Annotated in this window: 15 protein-coding genes and 8 tRNA genes; 3 read left to right on the top strand and 20 right to left on the bottom strand. The window is 47.9% G+C overall.

Features of this window, described 5'->3' with window-relative positions; all coding sequences use genetic code 11:
* Nucleotides 1-180 precede the first annotated feature (180 nt).
* Nucleotides 181-1,695, bottom strand: coding sequence for a sensor histidine kinase (locus tag BQ7367_RS06090; RefSeq protein ID WP_072524640.1), 1,515 nt, complete (start codon nucleotides 1,693-1,695; stop codon nucleotides 181-183).
* A gap of 17 nt (nucleotides 1,696-1,712) precedes the next feature.
* On the bottom strand, nucleotides 1,713-2,390 hold the full coding sequence (locus tag BQ7367_RS06085; protein WP_072526100.1) for a response regulator transcription factor: 678 nt from the start codon (nucleotides 2,388-2,390) through the stop codon (nucleotides 1,713-1,715).
* Between the two features lie 515 nt (nucleotides 2,391-2,905).
* Between BQ7367_RS06085 and BQ7367_RS06080 the strand changes: the two genes are divergently transcribed.
* Entirely contained in the window at nucleotides 2,906-3,466 is a 561-nt protein-coding gene (locus tag BQ7367_RS06080) for a manganese efflux pump MntP (RefSeq protein WP_072526099.1), read from the top strand.
* Nucleotides 3,467-3,577: 111 nt separating this feature from the next.
* On the opposite strand, the gene BQ7367_RS06075 is transcribed toward BQ7367_RS06080, so the two are convergent.
* From BQ7367_RS06075 to glf, 13 genes are all read right to left on the bottom strand, one after another.
* Nucleotides 3,578-3,658: transfer RNA gene (locus BQ7367_RS06075), tRNA-Leu, on the bottom strand.
* 90 nt (nucleotides 3,659-3,748) lie between these two features.
* Nucleotides 3,749-3,821 (bottom strand) — tRNA-Lys (locus tag BQ7367_RS06070).
* A 29-nt stretch (nucleotides 3,822-3,850) separates the two neighbouring features.
* A tRNA-Gln gene (locus BQ7367_RS06065) sits at nucleotides 3,851-3,922 on the bottom strand.
* Nucleotides 3,923-3,973: 51 nt separating this feature from the next.
* Nucleotides 3,974-4,047: transfer RNA gene (locus tag BQ7367_RS06060), tRNA-His, on the bottom strand.
* A gap of 5 nt (nucleotides 4,048-4,052) precedes the next feature.
* Nucleotides 4,053-4,126, bottom strand: a tRNA-Arg gene (locus BQ7367_RS06055).
* Nucleotides 4,127-4,195: 69 nt separating this feature from the next.
* A tRNA-Gly gene (locus tag BQ7367_RS06050) sits at nucleotides 4,196-4,266 on the bottom strand.
* 7 nt (nucleotides 4,267-4,273) lie between these two features.
* Nucleotides 4,274-4,348: transfer RNA gene (locus BQ7367_RS06045), tRNA-Pro, on the bottom strand.
* A 130-nt stretch (nucleotides 4,349-4,478) separates the two neighbouring features.
* Complete coding sequence (locus BQ7367_RS06040; RefSeq protein WP_072524639.1) at nucleotides 4,479-4,961, bottom strand: metallophosphoesterase family protein; 483 nt, start codon at nucleotides 4,959-4,961, stop codon at nucleotides 4,479-4,481.
* A gap of 4 nt (nucleotides 4,962-4,965) precedes the next feature.
* Nucleotides 4,966-5,577, bottom strand: coding sequence for an XTP/dITP diphosphatase (locus BQ7367_RS06035; RefSeq protein ID WP_072524638.1), 612 nt, complete (start codon nucleotides 5,575-5,577; stop codon nucleotides 4,966-4,968).
* 15 nt (nucleotides 5,578-5,592) lie between these two features.
* Entirely contained in the window at nucleotides 5,593-6,741 is a 1,149-nt protein-coding gene (locus tag BQ7367_RS06030) for a THUMP domain-containing class I SAM-dependent RNA methyltransferase (RefSeq protein WP_072524637.1), read from the bottom strand.
* Between the two features lie 103 nt (nucleotides 6,742-6,844).
* Nucleotides 6,845-7,036 carry a hypothetical protein gene (locus BQ7367_RS06025; protein WP_072524636.1) on the bottom strand — a complete coding sequence of 64 codons (192 nt, stop codon included), beginning with the start codon at nucleotides 7,034-7,036 and terminating at the stop codon, nucleotides 6,845-6,847.
* A 414-nt stretch (nucleotides 7,037-7,450) separates the two neighbouring features.
* Nucleotides 7,451-8,464, bottom strand: a complete 1,014-nt coding sequence (locus BQ7367_RS06020) for a hypothetical protein (RefSeq protein WP_143142964.1) — start codon at nucleotides 8,462-8,464, stop codon at nucleotides 7,451-7,453.
* A gap of 197 nt (nucleotides 8,465-8,661) precedes the next feature.
* Nucleotides 8,662-9,771 (bottom strand): UDP-galactopyranose mutase, encoded by a 1,110-nt coding sequence (gene glf / locus BQ7367_RS06015; protein ID WP_072524634.1) that lies wholly within the window; start codon nucleotides 9,769-9,771, stop codon nucleotides 8,662-8,664.
* A gap of 219 nt (nucleotides 9,772-9,990) precedes the next feature.
* Here glf and BQ7367_RS06010 point away from each other — a divergent pair, with 219 nt between their 5' ends.
* Both BQ7367_RS06010 and BQ7367_RS06005 read left to right on the top strand, forming a co-directional pair.
* Nucleotides 9,991-11,223, top strand: a complete 1,233-nt coding sequence (locus BQ7367_RS06010; protein ID WP_072524633.1) for a 6-phosphofructokinase — start codon at nucleotides 9,991-9,993, stop codon at nucleotides 11,221-11,223.
* Nucleotides 11,224-11,487: 264 nt separating this feature from the next.
* Nucleotides 11,488-12,762 carry a dihydroorotase gene (locus tag BQ7367_RS06005; protein WP_072524632.1) on the top strand — a complete coding sequence of 425 codons (1,275 nt, stop codon included), beginning with the start codon at nucleotides 11,488-11,490 and terminating at the stop codon, nucleotides 12,760-12,762.
* 402 nt (nucleotides 12,763-13,164) lie between these two features.
* On the opposite strand, the gene BQ7367_RS06000 is transcribed toward BQ7367_RS06005, so the two are convergent.
* The 5 genes from BQ7367_RS06000 to BQ7367_RS05980 all read right to left on the bottom strand — a co-directional run bounded on the left by BQ7367_RS06000 (nucleotide 13,165) and on the right by BQ7367_RS05980 (nucleotide 18,594).
* The gene (locus BQ7367_RS06000) at nucleotides 13,165-13,848 is read right to left on the bottom strand and encodes an HAD family hydrolase (protein ID WP_072524631.1); all 684 of its coding nucleotides are present in this window, start codon (nucleotides 13,846-13,848) and stop codon (nucleotides 13,165-13,167) included.
* On the bottom strand, nucleotides 13,841-14,512 hold the full coding sequence (locus tag BQ7367_RS05995) for a xanthine phosphoribosyltransferase (RefSeq protein WP_072524630.1): 672 nt from the start codon (nucleotides 14,510-14,512) through the stop codon (nucleotides 13,841-13,843). Before BQ7367_RS05995 ends, BQ7367_RS06000 begins: the two co-directional genes overlap by 8 nt.
* Before the next feature lie 51 nt (nucleotides 14,513-14,563).
* Nucleotides 14,564-14,634: transfer RNA gene (locus tag BQ7367_RS05990), tRNA-Gly, on the bottom strand.
* Between the two features lie 92 nt (nucleotides 14,635-14,726).
* Entirely contained in the window at nucleotides 14,727-16,055 is a 1,329-nt protein-coding gene (locus tag BQ7367_RS05985; RefSeq protein WP_072524629.1) for a putative ABC transporter permease, read from the bottom strand.
* Between the two features lie 4 nt (nucleotides 16,056-16,059).
* Nucleotides 16,060-18,594 (bottom strand): FAD-dependent oxidoreductase, encoded by a 2,535-nt coding sequence (locus BQ7367_RS05980; protein ID WP_072524628.1) that lies wholly within the window; start codon nucleotides 18,592-18,594, stop codon nucleotides 16,060-16,062.
* Nucleotides 18,595-18,625 lie beyond the last annotated feature (31 nt).

Below are 18,625 nucleotides of genomic sequence, written 5' to 3'. Positions count from 1 at the left end.
CCCATCCTTTTTCTTCTTCCCGGACTGCAACCGGCGCTTTCCCAAGAGCGTATACACATATAAGGCATACGCAACAGCCGCTGCTGCCAGCCGGCATGCCGTATGCCTTCAGACTAGTTTATAATAGTTGAATTTTACCGTATTTTCGCGTTAATGTAAAGAAGTAATTCCTACGCAGACTCACGCCTGTCCCTCTGCCGCTCCAAGAATGTTATCTGTTTTAGCGTCAAGTTCAAACCAGAAAGACACTCCGTTGTCAAAATTTTCCACTCCGTATTTTTGCCGGAAAGATTCCATGATCGCCTTTACGATGGACAGCCCGATTCCATTTCCTCCATATTCTCTTGTATGCGCTTTGTCCACTTTATAGAACTTATCCCACAATCTGGGAATATCTTCTTCAGGAATGGGTTTCCCGCTGTTGAATACAGATACACGGACGGTATCTTCTTTCTTTATGATCCTTACTTCGATCCTCTTTTCATTTTCTACATGATGGATCGCGTTGGTCAAATAATTTCTCACTACCTGCTCTGTCTTGAATTCATCCGCCCATACATAAACACATTCATCTGAAATCAGGTCGACTTCAGCTTCCACCTGCTGCACAAGTATATCGCAGCTGGCGATCACCCCCCGGACAAGTCTTACAATATCAAATCTTTCAAACTGCACTTCATCTGAACCGAATTCCAGCTGATTCAGCGTCAGAAGGTTCTTGACCATCTGATTCATTTTCCCCGCTTCATCCATGATCACATCGCAGTAAAATTCCCGGCTTTCCGGATCATCGTTGATTCCTTCCTTCAGGCCCTCCGCATACCCCTGGATCAAAGCAATCGGTGTCTTCAGTTCATGGGAAACGTTCCCCAGGAACTCATTTCTCATTTTTTCTACCTTTTCCTTTTGCTCAATATCCTTCTGAAGTTCATTATTGGCACTCTTCAGCTCGGATATTGTCTTTTCCAGCTGTGCTGACATTCTGTTAAAATTGCTCCCCAGGATCCCGATTTCGTCGCATCCTCTTCCCTTATATTTAGCGTCAAAATTCAGGTTTGCCATCTCCTGCGACAATCGTGCCAGTTCCATGACCGGCCGGGTAAAACGGCGGGAAAAGAGCCATACGAGGACTCCCCCGAGAATGATCCCGAGCCCGCCAAGATAAATCAGAAATCTGTTTGCCAGAGAAGCGCTCTCCCGGATACTCGCCAGAGGGCTCTGCATAACAAACCAGGAACCGTCCGAAAAACGTCCCCACATTTTCAGATATTCCACATTTCCGCTGTCTCCCTGATTGTCCGTCCAGTATATCGTATAATTGTCATTTTCACTGATCACCTTTTCCGGACTTATCACAGATAAACCAAGAAGTCCTCTGATCATCATCTCTTTAAATCGTGGATCATCTCTGCTTAGAGTAGACAAGATCGCATTGCCGCTTGTGTTAACTACGACAAGATCCGTATTCGACCTTTCTGTCCGGAGAAGAATCCCCTCCATCGCCTCTTCATCTGTCAGACCATCCTCCTGGATCAGCCGGTCGATCTCATTATAGGTCCTGATCAAATCCTTTGACTTATGAGAAAGATAATAACTCCCCAAAAATCCCGTATTGATGATCAGCACTGCGCCAAGGATAAACACAAACAGCCCGATAAAGACAACTGTCATCTGCTTTCTGACTGAATATTTCATAAAATTTCACCTCAGATTCAGTCCGCCTCAAATTTGTATCCCATTCCCCAGATCGTCTTGATATACTCTCCCTTATCTCCCAGCTTGCTCCTCAACTTTTTTACATGGGTATCAATCGTCCTGGCATCACCAAAATAATCATAATTCCACACATTGTTCAAAATTCTTTCCCTGGACAGAGCGATTCCCTGATTTTCCATAAAATAAGACAGGAGTTCAAATTCTTTATAGCTGAGTTCAGCCGGCTCTCCGTCAATCTTTACAATATGCGCTGCCTTGTCCAGAACAATGCCGCCTGCCTCCATCACATCTCCGTCTGTATTTCCACATGTTCTCCGCAGGATCGCGTTTACTCTTGCCACAAGGATTTTGGGACTGAACGGTTTGGAAATATATTCATCCACACCCAGTTCAAACCCCTGAAGCTCATCCCGTTCTTCCGAGCGGGCAGTCAGCATGATGATCGGAACTTTCGATGATTCTCTGATCTCTCTGCACACCTGCCAGCCATCCATCTTCGGCATCATCACATCAAGGATAATGAGAGATATCTCTTTATCCTCATAAAAAATATCCATTGCCTCTATGCCATCCTCAGCCTCCAGGACCGTATATCCTTCACGCGTCAGGAAATCTTTCACCAGTTTACGCATCCTGCTCTCATCATCTACTACAAGTATTTTTATTTTTTCCATCTCTGTTTCTCCTTTTTTCATTTACCGTTTTCCTGAACGGCAGATTTTTTACCGCGAAACATCCGAGATTACGCCGTTTTTAACATTACTGTAAGTCTATCAGACAAATATGTCAATCCTGTGAACATAAGTTTATTTCCCTCTTGCAAATTCCTGCCTCTGATGATAATATGTTATCAGTTCGTGAGGGAGTAATTGGCGTATTTATTACGCGGTAAGTCAACATACTGGCCAAAAGCCTGGCTTATCTAGGCAGGATCTCTTGATATCTCCACATATCAGCGCGGTCCCGCCCTCACAGACAGCTGCTTCAGGCGAATATTCCTATATCTTCTGTCCGGTTTCTGTCTGTGTGTAAATAATGAGACTCATGTACAGTGTGTATCTGCTGTACATGTTTTTATCTGACAGGTGCAGCAAAGCGCCTGCTTTTTTTGCGCCGCTTTATACAGTTTCCGGCCGCAAAGAGCGATAAGATCTGCCGGACCGGCAGAAAAATCCAAAGGAGAAAAAATATGGGATTGATCGAACTGTTTATTCTTGCTGTAGGGCTCTCAATGGACGCATTCGCTGTTTCTGTCTGTAAGGGGCTGGCCATGCCAAAAATCTCACTGAAAAAAATATTTATTGTCGGTGCGTGGTTTGGCGGTTTCCAGGCCCTGATGCCTGCTCTGGGATATTTTCTGGGGATCCAGTTTCAGGATAAGATCACAGCCATCGACCACTGGATCGCCTTTGTGTTGCTCGGCATCATCGGAATTAATATGATACGGGAGGCCTGTTCCAAAGAATGTGAACGGGAAAGCGATTCCCTGGATATCCGGACAATGTTCCTCCTTGCTGTGGCAACCAGCATCGATGCCCTTGCTGTCGGGATCACTTTTGCCTTTCTTAAGGTACATATCGGAGCCGCCGTCACTTTTATCGGCATTACCACCTTTGTCATTTCTGCCGCCGGAGTCAAGATCGGCAATGTGTTCGGAACAAAATATAAGTCGAAGGCAGAACTGGCAGGAGGGATCATACTGATCCTGCTGGGCGTAAAGATCCTGCTGGAACATCTCGGGATACTGTAGCCGGCCAAGACACAAAACCGGAGGAATCTGCCCATTTTGTCCCTGATTTTAATGCACATTAAAAATATCCCGGGAACGCCGTATCTACAGCATTTCCGGGAAAAAGTATAGTGCGGATAACAGGACTTGAACCTGCACGTCGTAGACACCAGATCCTAAATCTGGCGCGTCTGCCAATTCCGCCATATCCGCATGTTCAACAGTTCTGCGGCTGCATTGCCGCTGCACGGATAAAAAAATGGAAATCTTGTGATTCCCCAAGATTTCCGCCAGTTTATCCAGTGAGCGTGCGGGGATTCGAACCCCGGACAACTTGATTAAAAGTCAAGTGCTCTACCACCTGAGCTACACGCCCCTATCTTTCTACCTGCTCTCCCAGGTAAACTGGGCTAGCTGGATTCGAACCAGCGAATGCAGGAGTCAAAGTCCTGTGCCTTACCGCTTGGCGATAGCCCATTACAGACTTTATATCTGACACTGCCTGCCAGTCTGAATATAAAAGAAGAAGGTGGGTAGTGGGACTCGAACCCACGATATCCAGAACCACAATCTGGCGCGCTAACCAACTGCACCATACCCACCATAACGAGCCTGGGGGGATTCGAACCCTCGACCTACGGCTTAGAAGGCCGTTGCTCTATCCAGCTGAGCTACAGACTCATATGCAAATATCCCCTTGTAAGGCTCCCTGCATCTGCCACCGGCATGTCCGGCTCTCTGACACAGGAAAGCGGGTGATGGGAATCGAACCCACGTATCCAGCTTGGAAGGCTGGTGTTCTACCATTGAACTACACCCGCACAAATATCGGGGTGACAGGATTCGAACCTGCGACCTCCTGGTCCCAAACCAGGCGCTCTAGCCAAGCTGAGCCACACCCCGGTAAAATCGCTGCGTTTCCTGTCTTACCCGTAGCGCACTGACTATTATATTATAAGCCATTTCCAATGTCAACTGTTTTTTTGCAGAATCCTCCGGCTCCACCCGTTTCAGCAAGAGTCTTCCTGACGGATCAATCCAGATATTTTTCCTCAAACTTCAGCTTGTCCTGTCCGTCAGTCTCCAGGAGCACATAGCTGCCCTTTCTGCCTTCCTGCCGGGGGAACGAAAGGCTGCCGGGATTCAAAAGGATCATCCCATCCTTTTGATCAAAATACGGCTTATGTGTATGTCCAAACATAACAATATCTACATTTCTGGCCTCTCCCTCTTCTCTGATATGTTCCGGATCCAAAGATACATAATAAGAATGGCCATGCGTTATAAATACTCTGTATTTTCCTATACAGAACTCTTCTTCTCTCGGAAGCTCGGAAAAAAAGTCATTATTCCCTCTGACCATGTGTTTTTCGCAGCTGATTACCGCATTTATATAATCTTCTCCGCCTTCCACATCTCCAAGATGGATGAACATATCAATATGACCCGCTTCCTCCAGCGCCCGGTCCAGCCTGGCATGTCTTCCATGTGTATCACTGACGATCATAACCCTCATAATTTTACTGTCCCTCTCTTACTTTTCCTTTTAATATTTCCTTCATCGCGCGCAGCGCTTTTCCTCTGTGACTCAGCTCATTTTTCTGCTCCGGAGTCATCTCCGCCGTTGTACACCCGTACTGGGGAACATAAAAGATAGGATCATAGCCAAAACCATTATTTCCGGCAGCGTCATGGGCAATACGCCCTTCGATGCTTTTCCTTACCGTTGAGGCAGTCCCGTCAGGAAATACTGCCGCCACTGCACAGACAAATCTGGCAGTCCTGTCCCCGTCTTTTACTCCTTCCAGCCGGTCCAGAAGGATCCGGTTCTTTATATCGTAAGAGGTATCCTCTCCGGCAAAGCGGGCAGAATATATTCCCGGAGCCTTATCCAGATAATCGATCTCCAGCCCCGAATCATCGGCAAGCACAATATCCCGCGTCAGGATCCGGGCTACAGCTCTGGCTTTGATTTCGGCATTTTCTTCGAAAGTCGCTCCATCCTCGACAATATCGATATCGACTCCGGCCTCCTTCATGGATACGATCTCCAGTCCCAGATCCTGCAGGATCATCCGGATCTCTTTCATTTTGTTTTCGTTGCCTGTGGCAAATACGATTCTCTTTTTCATCTTGACATGTACCTTCTATTTCATTTGTTTGGGCGGTTTCGGACCCGGAAACTGATAAAAATAGGTCCGGATCATGCCATTGTATATCTTTCTGTTTTTCTCTGCCTTCCGCCCGAAATACCGCTCTGCGTCCTCATAGCTCGTGATCATATACGCGGACCAGCTGTCAAGACGGTTAAAGGCTTCTCCAAACTCCCGATAGATTCCCGGCAGTGCCTTTTTATCTTCAAGCCGCTCACCATATGGTGGATTCGTAATAATAAACCCATATTTTTTCGGATGGCTCAGTGCTTTCACTTCCCTCTGCTGAAAGTGGATCAAATGACTGACTCCTGCTTTTTCCGCGTTGCTGCGCGCGGTACGGATTACTTCCGCATCCGCGTCATATCCCTGTATATCTGTCTCTATATTCGTGTCTGTCAGATCCTGCGCCTCATCGACAGCCTCATACCAGTTCTTCCTGGGAATCAGGTTTGTCCAGGCTTCCCCGGTAAATGACCGGTAGAGTCCCGGAGCGATCCCGGCCGCTATCATGGCCGCCTCGATGGGAAATGTACCGCTCCCGCAGAATGGATCTACCAGAATCCTGTCTTTCCTCCACGGCGTCAGCATAATAAGAGCCGCCGCAAGGTTTTCCGCGATCGGAGCGAGCCCCGCCGCAGGCCGGTATCCTCTTTTATGAAGAGAGACTCCTGTTGTATCAAGACCGACAGTCACGATATCTTTCATCAAAAAAACTCTGACTGGATACGAGGCGCCTGTCTCCTGGAACCATTGTATATGATAGCGGGATTTCATCCGCTCTACCATGGCCTTTTTCATGATCGACTGAATATCTGACGGACTGAACAGTCTGCTTTTGACAGAAGCAGCTTTGGTCACCCAGAACCTGCCATCCTCCGGGACATATTCTTCCCAGGGAATAGACTTTGTCCCCTCAAACAGCTCCTCAAAGGTGGTCGCCCTGAAACTCCCCACCTTCAGCAGGATCCGCTCCGCAGTACGCAAAAAAATATTGGCTCTGCAGACTGCTTCGATCCCTCCGGTAAAAGTTACCCTTCCGTCCTCCACCTGTACGATCTCATATCCAAGCTTCTGTATCTCCCTTTTCAGTACAGCTTCCAGGCCAAAATGGCAGGGCGCGATCCATTCCATCCTGTCCATAAACGTCCCATCCTTATTTTTTATCTCTATCCATATTACTATAAAACAAAGGCAGAGTAAAGTTGAACTTTACTCTGCCCTGTCAGTTGTTTGCCCGCCGTTTCTAATACCGGTCGGACTCGTCATAGGCATCTGTTCCTCTGCCGCAGTTTTTGCTGTCAGAAGCATTGGATCCGGCGTTTGTGCTGTTCTTATTAGAGTTTTTATTTTTGCTCTGTGTATCCCCATAGGATGAATAAGAACTGTTATTCGCATTTTTGTTGGAATTGTTTGTATTGCTGTAATTCTTTGCCATGAGTATCCCTCCTGTTTTTTTGTTCAGTGTTAGTATCTCTTATTACAGAATTTTTATTCCTGATTTTATATTTTTATAATTTTTCATTTTTTTCTTGCTTTTTCCAATTCCGTATATTATACTGTCTATTGTAGAAAGGTTACTTTCTACAACCCCTTATTAATTATTTATACTCCCCTCAAAAGACCGATGGCTCCCCCATCGGTCTTTTACCATGCTCATAACTGTTCATAATTTGTTCATTTATCATTTAAAAATCTTTCATCTTATTATCATGTTTTCTTCATTTCTCTCCCATATACTATAATCATCGAAAGATAAGTATAAATGAGACGCTGACAAGTTATTTTGAATAAACTTTTTCATAATACATGCCGGGGACCGAGCCGATCGGTTGCCCGGCATCCTCCCTTTTCAGGGAGATTTTTTGCTCTTTTCCCTGTACTCTTCGATCAGGGAAGAAATTTTTTCTGAACTCTCCAGTTTTTCCAGAACCTGCATCCCCGTGGCTACTGCCCGTCCATAATCTCCTTTCTCTGCCTCCAGCTCCATTTTCTTTATACCTGCCTGTTCGATCCTTCCGGGTTCATCCTCTATTTCGATCAAACGCCCATATGCCAAAAGTGTATCTTCTATTATCTCTTCATCTGTACGCTGCTCTTTTGTATCCGATCTTATTTTAGTCTCTTCTTCCGTCACATCTTCCCTGACCGACGTTTCTTCCTGAACAATATTGACTGTCTCCGGCTGTTCCCGCCCTGCTGCAGCCCCCTTCCGGCCAAGGGCCAGAACAATGCACAACAGACTGCACACTCCGGTGGCAGCTGCCGCGCCCAGGATCCTCTCCCACTGCCGCCCGGAACGGTTTTTTCGCCCTGTCCCAACGGAAGGAAGAGCTTTCAACACCTGAGTGAAATCTTCATACCTTTTTCCTGACGCGCCTGTACACCGGTCGATCACCCTGGACAGGCGCCTCTCTTCCCGACCGGACAGCGGGGGAGACACCTCAGTGCAGGCCAGAATAAACTGAAGCGTCTTGCCATAGGAAAAGAGATCTGCCTCACTGTTTCTGCTGACTCCCATTTCATAGACCGGCTTAACGAATCGCGCCCGCAGCCCTCTCTTCTGCATCCGCTTGATCGCCTCCTCATTTCCCGCCGACTCTAGATCAAGCAGAAGAAGCTCCCCCTCTTTTGACACAACGATACTGCACGGATTCAGATACCGGTAGTTCTGCCCATTTCCGGATCTCTGATACTGGTCCACACAGACAGACAGCTGACGAAACCATGTCAGAATCGTCTGCTTCTCCATCTGCGAATGCACTTTCAGATAATCAAGGAGCAAAGCACCGCTCACACAATCCATACACTGCCTGCAGAGGGGCCCGTGTTCGATAAATCTCAGTACTTCATACATTCTTTCCATATACAATTTTCTTCGGCTGCGTTTAGAGACTCCCCGGCAGTCCCCCTCTGCCGGGTGAGTCTCATACATCCATCTTCTTACATTTCCCTGATGAAATCTATCAGAAACTGATGCTGAAAAAAGAATCTGTCGAACAGATCAGATCTGTCTGAATATTAGTATCATACTTGAACTTTCCTCAAAAAGCAAGTTCTTTTCTAAAAGATCATGGGATCCTCTTCAAGCCGCTGCAGCGCCGCCGCGATCACTTTATCCATATCATAATATTTATAGTCGCCCAGTCTGCCGCCGAAGATCACATTTTCTTCTTTCTTTGCCAGCTTCCTGTATTCTTCAAAAAGAGCATTGTTCCTCCCGTCATTAACCGGATAATACGGATCCATGCCTACTTTCCACTCAGAAGAATATTCTCTTGAAATAACCGTCTTTTTCTGCCTGCCAGACTCAAAATGCTTATGCTCGATCACACGAGTATATGGAACTTCTCTGTCCGTATAATTGACTACCGCATTTCCCTGATAATTCTCGCAGTCCAGCACCTCCGTCTCAAACCTGACAGACCGGTATTCCAAAGCCCCAAGACAGTAATCAAAATACTCATCGATCATACCTGTAAAAATCGTTTTCTCTGCGATATCCGGATTTTCTTTTCGGAAACTGAAATAGTCCGTGTCTGTCCACACATCCGCAAAGGCCAGCATTTTCTCTACGATCGGCGTATATCCGCCAACAGGGATTCCCTGATACCTGTCATTAAAATAATTATTATCATAGACAAACCGACAGGGAAGGCGTTTGATGATAAATGCCGGAAGTTCCGTACATTTTCTGCCCCACTGTTTTTCTGTATACCCTTTGACCAGCTTCTCATAAATGTCCCGGCCTACCAGGAACAATGCCTGCTCTTCCAGATTTTTTGGCTCAGTGATCCCCGCCTCCCGCCGCTGGCGTTCTATGATCTCTTTTGCCTCCTCCGGTGTACGTACACCCCACATCCTGCTGAATGTATTCATATTAAAGGGGAGATTATAGAGCTCATCTTTATAAATTGCGACAGGGGAATTAATATAGTTATTGAATTCCGCGAACTGATTGACATAATCCCATATCTTTTTATCTGATGTATGAAAAATATGCGCGCCGTATTTATGGACATGAATTCCTTCCACATCTTCGCAGTAAATATTGCCCGCAATATGGTGACGCCGGTCGATCACAAGACATTTTCTGCCCTTTTTCCCCAGTTCGTATGCCATGACCGCGCCGTACAGTCCCGCGCCGACGATCAGATAATCATATTTTTTCATTTGACACCTCTCTTACAACAAATATTGAACCTGTTCTACTATTTTTATCATAATACCATTTTTCTCGCCTGCTTCCCATGGTTCTCATCTTTTTCGTTAATTTGCATATATATTTTATTTTTTCATTTACAAATTTGTTATTATGCACTAAACTGTTAATATGAACGTTTTTGAGAACATCTTCTCAAATTAAACATTTCAGAACGGAGGTACCTTATAATGAAAGGAAACGTGATCGTCGGACAGTCGGGCGGCCCCACAGCGGCTATCAATTCAAGTCTAGCGGGCGTATATCGCACAGCCAAGGACCGCGGCGCCGTGAAAGTATACGGAATGCTGCACGGCATCCAGGGCCTGATGCAGGAACGCTATATCGACCTGTCTGAGTATATTACAAATGAACTTGACGCTGAGCTTTTAAAAAGAACACCGGCAGCGTTTTTGGGCTCATGCCGCTTCAAACTGCCTGAAATCCATGAAAACAGAGAAGTCTATGAAAAGATTTTTGCCATCCTGGACAAACTGAACATAGAAGCTTTTATCTATATCGGTGGAAATGATTCTATGGATACGATCAAAAAGCTTTCGGACTATGCGATTGTCACCGGTCATCCAACCCGTTTTATCGGATGCCCCAAAACCATAGACAATGACCTGGCACTGACGGACCACACTCCGGGATACGGCAGCGCCGCAAAATATATCGGAACATCTGTGAAAGAAATCATCCGTGACAGCTTCTGTCTGGAATACGAAAAAGGGCTTGTTTCCATTGTAGAAATCATGGGACGGAATGCCGGATGGCTTACCGGCGCGGCAGCTCTGGCAAAAGGCGAGGACTGTGCCGGTCCGGATCTGATCTATCTTCCCGAACTTCCTTTTGACATTGAGGCTTTTGGAGCCAAAGTTAAAAAGCTCCTCGCCAAAAAGCCTTCTGTTGTAGTCGCAGTATCAGAGGGAATACGCCTGGCGGACGGCCGCTATGTCTGCGAGCTGGGACAAAGCATTGATTTTGTAGACGCGTTCGGACACAAACAGCTTTCCGGAACAGCCAATTATCTGGCCAGCTATATTGCCGGGGAAATCGGCTGTAAAACACGTTCCATTGAACTGAGTTCTCTTCAGCGCTCCGCGTCCCATTGCGCTTCCCGCGTGGATATCCTGGAAGCATACCAGGTAGGCGGAGCGGCGGTCAAAGCCGCGGACGAAGGAGATTCCGGCAAGATGGTTGTCCTGCAGCGGCTTTCAGATGATCCGTATCAGAGCGGAACAGAAGTAAAAGATGTTCACAAGATTGCCAATGACGAAAAACTGGTGCCCCGCGAATGGGTCACAAAAGACGGTTCCTATGTGACCGACGAGTTCGTCAGCTATGTACGCCCGCTCATCCAGGGCGATGTATCTCCTGTAATGGTCGACGGTATACCGCGTCATCTCTACCGCCAGATCTGACCCTGTATCCGTACAGGAAACCGGCCTGGCCGGATCTGTCATCCGAAGCCTTTTCGGCCGGTTCGGAGATACTGCAGAACGCCCGGATGTCTGCCGGGAGGACAGCCTGTCCTGCAATGGCGGCTGTTCTCCCGGCATTTTTATATCTATGACCTCCTTTGCGTTTCAGGTTTTCTGTCACTACATACCTTGTCAACGTCAGCATCCATAAGGTATACTAAAACAATAAAATGAACTCTCAGCACATCTGTTCAGGAGGTATTTATGCTTATCAAAAATGGGATTATCGCAGATCCTGCGACACATAGATCTTATAAATCTGATATCCGCATCGAAGACGGTATGATACAGTTGATCTCTCCGGATATCCCGGCTGTCCCTTCAGAAAAAGTCATTGACGCACAGGGGCTGACAGTCTCCCCCGGCCTGATCGACACCCATGTCCATTTCCGGGACCCGGGATTCACCTACAAAGAAACACTTCACACCGGATCCCTTGCCGCGGCAAAGGGTGGTTTTACTTCTGTCATCTGTATGGCCAACACCTCACCTGTAGTGGACAGCATTCCCGTCCTTGAAAATATTCTGAAGCGGGCCGCAGATGAAAAAATCCATATTTATCAGGCCGCGTCCGTGTCCCGCTCCCTCAAGGGGGAAGAGATGACAGATATGGAAAGTCTCAAAGCAGCAGGGGCCTGTGGTTTTACAGACGACGGAATTCCTCTGCGCGACGCCGCGTTTCTGCGACAGGCCATGAAAGCCGCAAAAGAACTGAATGTCCCTCTCAGCCTCCATGAAGAAGACCCGGCCTTTATCAAAAATAACGGGATCAATCACGGTCCGGTCTCAGAGGAACTGGGTATTTACGGTTCTCCTTCCATTGCTGAAGAATCGCTGGTGGCAAGAGACTGTATGCTTGCCCTGGATACCGGCGCCCATGTTGTCATCCAGCACATCAGTTCCGGCCGTTCTGTGCAGCTGGTACGGATGTTCAAATCACTGGGAGCCAAAATCCATGCAGAGGCTACCCCTCATCACTTTACACTGACCGATAAGGCGGTTCTCAAATACGGAACTCTTGCGAAAATGAATCCTCCGCTGCGTACAGAAAAAGACCGCCTGGAAATCATACGGGGACTGGCGGACGGAACCATAGACATCATTGCAACGGACCACGCGCCTCACAGCAAAGAAGAAAAAGACCGCTCCATTACCGCATCTCCAAGCGGCATAACAGGTCTGGAGACATCCCTTGCTCTCGGGATTACCTCTCTGGTCCGGCCAGGGCATCTGTCGCTTATGCAGCTTCTTGAAAAAATGACAGTGAATCCCGCCAGTCTGTATCATCTTCCGGCCGGCCGGATCACGGAGGGTGCGCCTGCCGATCTGGTCCTGTTCGATCCGGAAGAAAAATGGACTCCTCAGACCTATGCTTCCCTGTCATCTAATACACCTTTCACCGGATGGGAACTGTATGGAAGAGTCCAAATGACCATATGCCAGGGAGTCGTTGCGTATAATCTGAGTTTGCCGAGGTGATGGATGTGGCCGCCGGAGGGGATGGATAAAGTTTAGGGAATAGAAAAAGCTGGTATCGAAAAAACGTATTCTGCGGCCGCAGAAAGGTTCTTCCGATCACTGTTCTTTCTCTACTCTAAACTTTATCCATCCACTCCGGTGTCATGATTCATCCCCCGTAGCAAACTTCGAAAGCAGACTATACAGTCGATAACATTCCGCTTTCACAATCACTTTTAAATTGCGAGATTGCTGAGGGGAGGGGATGTTAAGCAGGGAAAGGGAGAGGTGTCCATCGAGGGCCGTGCAGCAACGCCGGCATTTGGGGCGCGTCCTTTGCGCCCCTATGTGCCGCTGCGTTGCAGCCCCGAGCGAAAGCGTGCCCGAGATGGATATCCTCTTTCTTCCCGGCGGCCACATCCATCAACCTGACAAACTCAGATTTTCCAAAATAGAAATTACTTCTTTGAGACTGTCAAGTCTGTACCATATTCTGTCATATAATTCTTCCGGAGGTTCTACCAGATCTGGCACCACAATGACACGCATACCGGCCGCTGAGGCAGACACCACCCCGGACGGGGCATCCTCCAGAGCAACGGCATGTTGAGGCTCTGTATGAATGGCACGGCATGCCTTCAGATAAATCTCAGGAGAAGGTTTCCCTTCATTTACAGTATCCCCAAACACCATTCCATGAAAATACCCGTACAGTCCCGCACGTTTTAAGGACTGTTCTGCATGAATCTTTCTGGAGGAAGTCGCCAGTCCGAGCCGATACCCCTGGTTTTTCGCCCATTCAAGAAGTTCTCTTGCGCCGGGTTTGACGTCCACTCCTTCTGATTCTGCTATCTGATGATACTTTTTTCTTGTTGCGTCCGCAAAGAAATCCATCGGGAAATCCGGATCCACATGGGTTCTGAAATATTCTGTTCTCCGTTTCAGATTAAACCCCACAGTATTATAAATGTGATTCCCAAACTCTTTATACCCCAGCAGATTTCCCACATGATCCCAGGAGCGCTTTACCAGTCTTTCGGAATCCAGAAGAAGACCGTCCATATCAAAAACCAGCCCCTTTACAGAGACTGGTCTTTTTTCAGTCAAGTGTCGAACTCCTGCAGAAATCTCCACAGGTTTTTTCTGCTGTTGTCTCTTCCCGGGATTCTGCTTTGTCTCTGTCTGCCGCCGGCTGTTCCCGGAACCAGATCTGTCCGGTAGACGCGTCCATTCCGTCTACGATAGCTAATGATTCCAGCTGAAATCCCAGATTTCGGATGATCTGCCCGCCCGGCTGAAATCCTTTTTCAATGGCGATCCCGATTCCTTCCACCGTAGCTCCCGATGACTGCACGATCTGGATGAGCCCCTGAAGAGCGCAGCCGTTTGCCAGAAAATCATCGATAATAAGTACATGATCTTTAGGTGTCAGAAATTTCTGAGCCACGATCACATGATTCTTGCATTTGTGCGTAAAAGACTCCACCTCTGCGACATACATATCACCGTCAAGGTTGATGCTCTCAGACTTCTTAGCAAATACAACGGGAACATCAAAATGCTGTGCGGTGATACATGCAATGCCGATGCCGGACGCCTCTATCGTCAGGATCTTGTTGATCGGCTTTCCTTCAAAACGCCTCTTAAACTCAGCTCCCATTTCATCCAGCAGATCAATGTCCATCTGGTGATTGAGAAAACTGTCCACTTTAAGTACATTTCCTTCTTTTACGATACCATCTTTTAAGATCCGCTCCTCTAAAAAATTCATCTCATCCTCCTTATCCACCGTACAGTTTTGGGGTAAATGGTAAAAAAATAGAGCGGGTGATGGGAATCGAACCCACGTATCCAGCTTGGAAGGCTGGTGTTCTACCATTGAACTACACCCGCATCATCTCTGACACGAGTGATATCTTACCACATGTTCCCGTAAAATGCAAGTTTTTTCCCGATTTTCTTTCTCTTGTTTCTCGCCCTTTATCTTACCTTCTATTTCCTGCAGTCCCGGTCAGCTTCAGATTCTCGTATCTCTGTTCGATAAATTCATCAGGGAAATATGCATCCAGCGCTTCACCGATCGCCGTATGCTCCGGATTTCCCGACTGTCTTTCCGAGTATCTGTTCAGAGCCATCCCCGAGATCAGCATATCTGCGGCAAGAAAAACCACCAGTGCCGTGCAGATGGTCTTTCCGGCCCGAGCCGGAATTTTCTCCAGATGATGTGAGAGAAACGGATAGATTCCCTTCATCCAGACAACAGCGGCAATTCCCCAGAAGAAACAGTACAGCAGATTAATCCTTCCACCCAGATTAAACGGGATCTCACTGTAATCCCAGAAAACGGTTCCGAAGGCAATCTCTGTAAACACGCTGCATATGTATTCGTACGCTCCTCCGAGCACTGTGCCAAAAATGAATATATACCGGTCGCTCCTGTCCCGGTATCGGTACAGGATCCATGTAAGCAGCGCGCAGGCAAGTCCCCAGACGATACTGAACGGACCAAATACCAGACTGCTCCTGCTCATCAAACGCCCTGTTGTCACCAGACAGAACACCGTCTCTACGATATCTCCCAGAAAGGCGCCGATGATGAACAGACTTGCCAGTTTAAAAAAGCCGCATCCCGCCGCGAATATTTCTTTCTTTTTTTCTTCTTTTTTTACAGGAGTCCCTTCCCCGATATTGGGAAATGCTCCCACCATACGGCGCTGGATCCTGCGGGTCAGAGCATTTTCCAGCACTTTTGAGGTCCGATGGAGCTCTTCTGTGATCTGGCTGATCCGCCCTTCTTTCCTTTTTAATCCGAGGACCGCAAATCCGGAACCTGCCGCGTCGATCACGAGCAGGATCCCGGCCACCCACAGCAGGATCTCACCGATCAGCCGCGGGATCAACCCTATCAGCCTTAAGAGGACCGGATCCAGTACACAGATCATCAATACAGATCCCAGACCCCATAGAAAAGAAGTCTTCAGGCACACATACCCGTCGATCTGGAATCGCTGATCCGAATAGTCCCACCACTTTTTATGAAAAATCAGTTCCAGAACACGCCCGGTCAAATATTCTACAAAGGTAGTTACGATCAGTCCGCCCAGGAACAGGAAGAACAGGTTATCCTCCAGTTCAGGAAGGAAAACAGCCACGGCCACCGCGCCGAATCCATAGACCGGACACAGTGGGCCGCTGACAAATCCCCGGTTTACAAACTTATGCCTGTGGACAGCGGCCTGCACAGCCTCTCCGCACCATCCGATGAAGGAATAAAAGAAAAATATCCACAGCAGTTGATAAATACTATACGCCATGACCTTATACGATTACTTCCTGATACGGCGCATGTTTCTGCAGTGCCTCGGTCATCTTAGCCATTTCTGAAAGATCTCCTATCAGGATCACACCAGACAGCCTGTTGTTGAGGAAATAATATTTCCGATACTGCCCTTTGCCCATATCCCTGAACTCAACAGTTTTGTACAGCAGATTTGGATTTTTACCGTTGTCACCGGCTGCGAACAGCGCTGTATTCATTCCGTGGAAAGTAAGCGCCGCCGGCACCGGCTCATACTCCATCCCTTCTCCGGCCGCGTTTGCTCCGGCAATCCTGCCCTGCTCCACAGCTTCCGGCCAGATCGCATAATTCGCCCCATCATATTCCGCGCAGTCTCCACAGGCATAGATCCCTGCGGCAGAGGTCTCCATCCGGCTGTTTACTTTTACAGCCCGTCCGATCTCCAGCCCGATATCCTGAGCGATGGAAGTGTTGGCTCTCACTCCGGCGGAAATAATAACCACTTCTGCCGGGATTACTTTTCCATCCGCCAGCCGCACACCAGAAACATGGTCGGTTCCTTCAATTGCTTCCACAGTCACGCCTGTATGGATCTGGATTCCTCTCTCTGACGCCGTCTCTTTGAGAATCTCAGCAGAACCGGCATCCAGCTGCCTTCCCATAAGCACCGGCGCCGCCTCCAGCACCTGCACGTCAAGCCCGGCTTTTTTCAGTTCCCATGCCGCTTCCAGACCCAGGACGCCGCCGCCGATCACAACCGCCTTTGACGCGTTTTCCATAAGGCCTTCCACCTTCTCCACATCAGAGAGTCTGCGGATCGCTGCCACTTCCGGAAGATCACTGCCCTGGATCGGCGGAATAAAACACTCGCTGCCAAGGGCATAGATGAGTTTCGTATAATGCACTTTTTCCCCACTGGTCAGAAGGACTTCCTTCGCATCTGTATCAATGGACTCGATCTGCTTTCCAAGCATCTGGTAAACCTGGTTTTCTTCATACCAGGACGGCCCCTCGATGGCGATCTGTTCCGCGCTAAGTCCCGCTACGATGGATTTCGTCAGCATGGGACGGTTGTAGGACGGATATGGTTCATTGGAGATCAGGACAACAGCGCCTGTCTTATCCCTCTCCCGGATCGCTTTCGCCGCATTGAACCCGGCCGCGCCATTTCCCAGGATTACATAATATTCCTCCGTATTATTCATAAATCCGCTTTCTTCCACTTCAACAGGCACGAAGTTTTCCCGTCCCACTCCGCATACCGGACAGATATCCAGAGACGCGTCAAAGATCTCTCCGCACACCAGACATTTCACGAGGCTCTTTGAGCCCTTTTTCTTCGGTTTAACAGGCTCTTTATCCTGCACAAGGCAGCCGAACTGATAACCATATTCATATGCGCTCACAAGATCTGCCTCCGACGGTTTGAACCGGACGCGGAAGCCCTCTGAGACTTTCATTTTCAGCTGTTTCAGGCGTTCTGTGATATGGGGAACTCCCTCTCCGCTCCACCCATAACTACCGAAAGCTCCGGCGTATTTCCCGCCGTGAGTTCCGGGAAACATGGCCAGCGTCAGATCCCAGACAGGCTTCAGGGCCTCCCCGACGATTGTCGGAGTTCCAAGAAGGATTCCGTCTGCAAAGAGAAGCTCTTCATTGACTTTTGCCACGTCGGCTTCCACCATATCATAAGACCGCACATCTACATCTCCGCTGTCTTTGACCCCTTCCGCGATCTTCTCCGCCAGCGTCTTTGTATATCCATAAGCGCTTACATAAGGGATGATAACTGTCTTTTTCTGGTTGGGGTTCACCACAGTGGACCATTCTCTGTACTGTTTCATCACAGCCTTGATCCGATCTCCTACCAGCACGGGCCCGTGTCCGGTACAGACCATGGAGATATCCATATTCTCCACCCGGTCCAGAGCTTTGAGCATAAATGGCTTGAAAGGACCGATGATGCAGTCATAATAATATTTCAGAGCGCTCTGATAATCCGCCTCGTTTTTAATCTCGGAAGAAACTACCTCCGGCAGGCAGTAATGAGAACCGAAAGAATCACATGTAACAAGAATCTGTTCTTCCTCGATAAATGTATACATCGTATCCGGCCAGTGCAGGTTGGGCACCAGCATAAAGTGAAGGGTCCGGTTGCCGATGGTCATTTTTTCTTCGTCTTTCACCGGGATACCTACGAAGTCACGGTTCACGATCTCTTTTAAAAATCCAAGAGCGCACCCGGTCGCGATAATCTTCATCTGCGGACTCTGATCCAGCAGCATCTCCACACTTCCGGCATGGTCCGGCTCGGTATGGCTCACCACAAGGTAATCGATTTTATGGACATCTGTGACTTCCTGCAGTTTTTCCAGGTACTCGTCGAAAAATTTTGCCTTCGCTGTCTCGAAAAGTACCGTCTTATCTCCTGCTTTCATCACATAAGAGTTATATGTGGTCCCAAACTCTGTATACATGATAATGTCAAATACTCTCAGTTTGTCGTCGATAATCCCTGTCCAATAGAAATCCTCTCTCAATTTTATACTTTTCATATCTTCCTCCTTTTTCGTTATTTTATATTTT

The organism is Clostridium sp. Marseille-P3244 (assembly GCF_900120155.1).
Classification (GTDB): domain Bacteria; phylum Bacillota; class Clostridia; order Lachnospirales; family Lachnospiraceae; genus Mediterraneibacter.
This window is presented reverse-complemented; position numbering and strand designations above follow the sequence as displayed.

Bases quoted from the DNA above. Each gene is read 5' to 3' on its own strand.
- BQ7367_RS06090 (WP_072524640.1), bottom strand. From the start codon at position 1,695: ATGAAATATTCAGTCAGAAAGCAGATGACAGTTGTCTTTATCGGGCTG.
- BQ7367_RS06085 (WP_072526100.1), bottom strand. From the start codon at position 2,390: ATGGAAAAAATAAAAATACTTGTAGTAGATGATGAGAGCAGGATGCGT.
- BQ7367_RS06080 (WP_072526099.1), top strand. From the start codon at position 2,906: ATGGGATTGATCGAACTGTTTATTCTTGCTGTAGGGCTCTCAATGGAC.
- BQ7367_RS06040 (WP_072524639.1), bottom strand. From the start codon at position 4,961: ATGAGGGTTATGATCGTCAGTGATACACATGGAAGACATGCCAGGCTG.
- BQ7367_RS06035 (WP_072524638.1), bottom strand. From the start codon at position 5,577: ATGAAAAAGAGAATCGTATTTGCCACAGGCAACGAAAACAAAATGAAA.
- BQ7367_RS06030 (WP_072524637.1), bottom strand. From the start codon at position 6,741: ATGGACAGGATGGAATGGATCGCGCCCTGCCATTTTGGCCTGGAAGCT.
- BQ7367_RS06025 (WP_072524636.1), bottom strand. From the start codon at position 7,036: ATGGCAAAGAATTACAGCAATACAAACAATTCCAACAAAAATGCGAAT.
- BQ7367_RS06020 (WP_143142964.1), bottom strand. From the start codon at position 8,464: ATGGAAAGAATGTATGAAGTACTGAGATTTATCGAACACGGGCCCCTC.
- glf (WP_072524634.1), bottom strand. From the start codon at position 9,771: ATGAAAAAATATGATTATCTGATCGTCGGCGCGGGACTGTACGGCGCG.
- BQ7367_RS06010 (WP_072524633.1), top strand. From the start codon at position 9,991: ATGAAAGGAAACGTGATCGTCGGACAGTCGGGCGGCCCCACAGCGGCT.
- BQ7367_RS06005 (WP_072524632.1), top strand. From the start codon at position 11,488: ATGCTTATCAAAAATGGGATTATCGCAGATCCTGCGACACATAGATCT.
- BQ7367_RS05995 (WP_072524630.1), bottom strand. From the start codon at position 14,512: ATGAATTTTTTAGAGGAGCGGATCTTAAAAGATGGTATCGTAAAAGAA.
- BQ7367_RS05985 (WP_072524629.1), bottom strand. From the start codon at position 16,055: ATGGCGTATAGTATTTATCAACTGCTGTGGATATTTTTCTTTTATTCC.
- BQ7367_RS05980 (WP_072524628.1), bottom strand. From the start codon at position 18,594: ATGAAAAGTATAAAATTGAGAGAGGATTTCTATTGGACAGGGATTATC.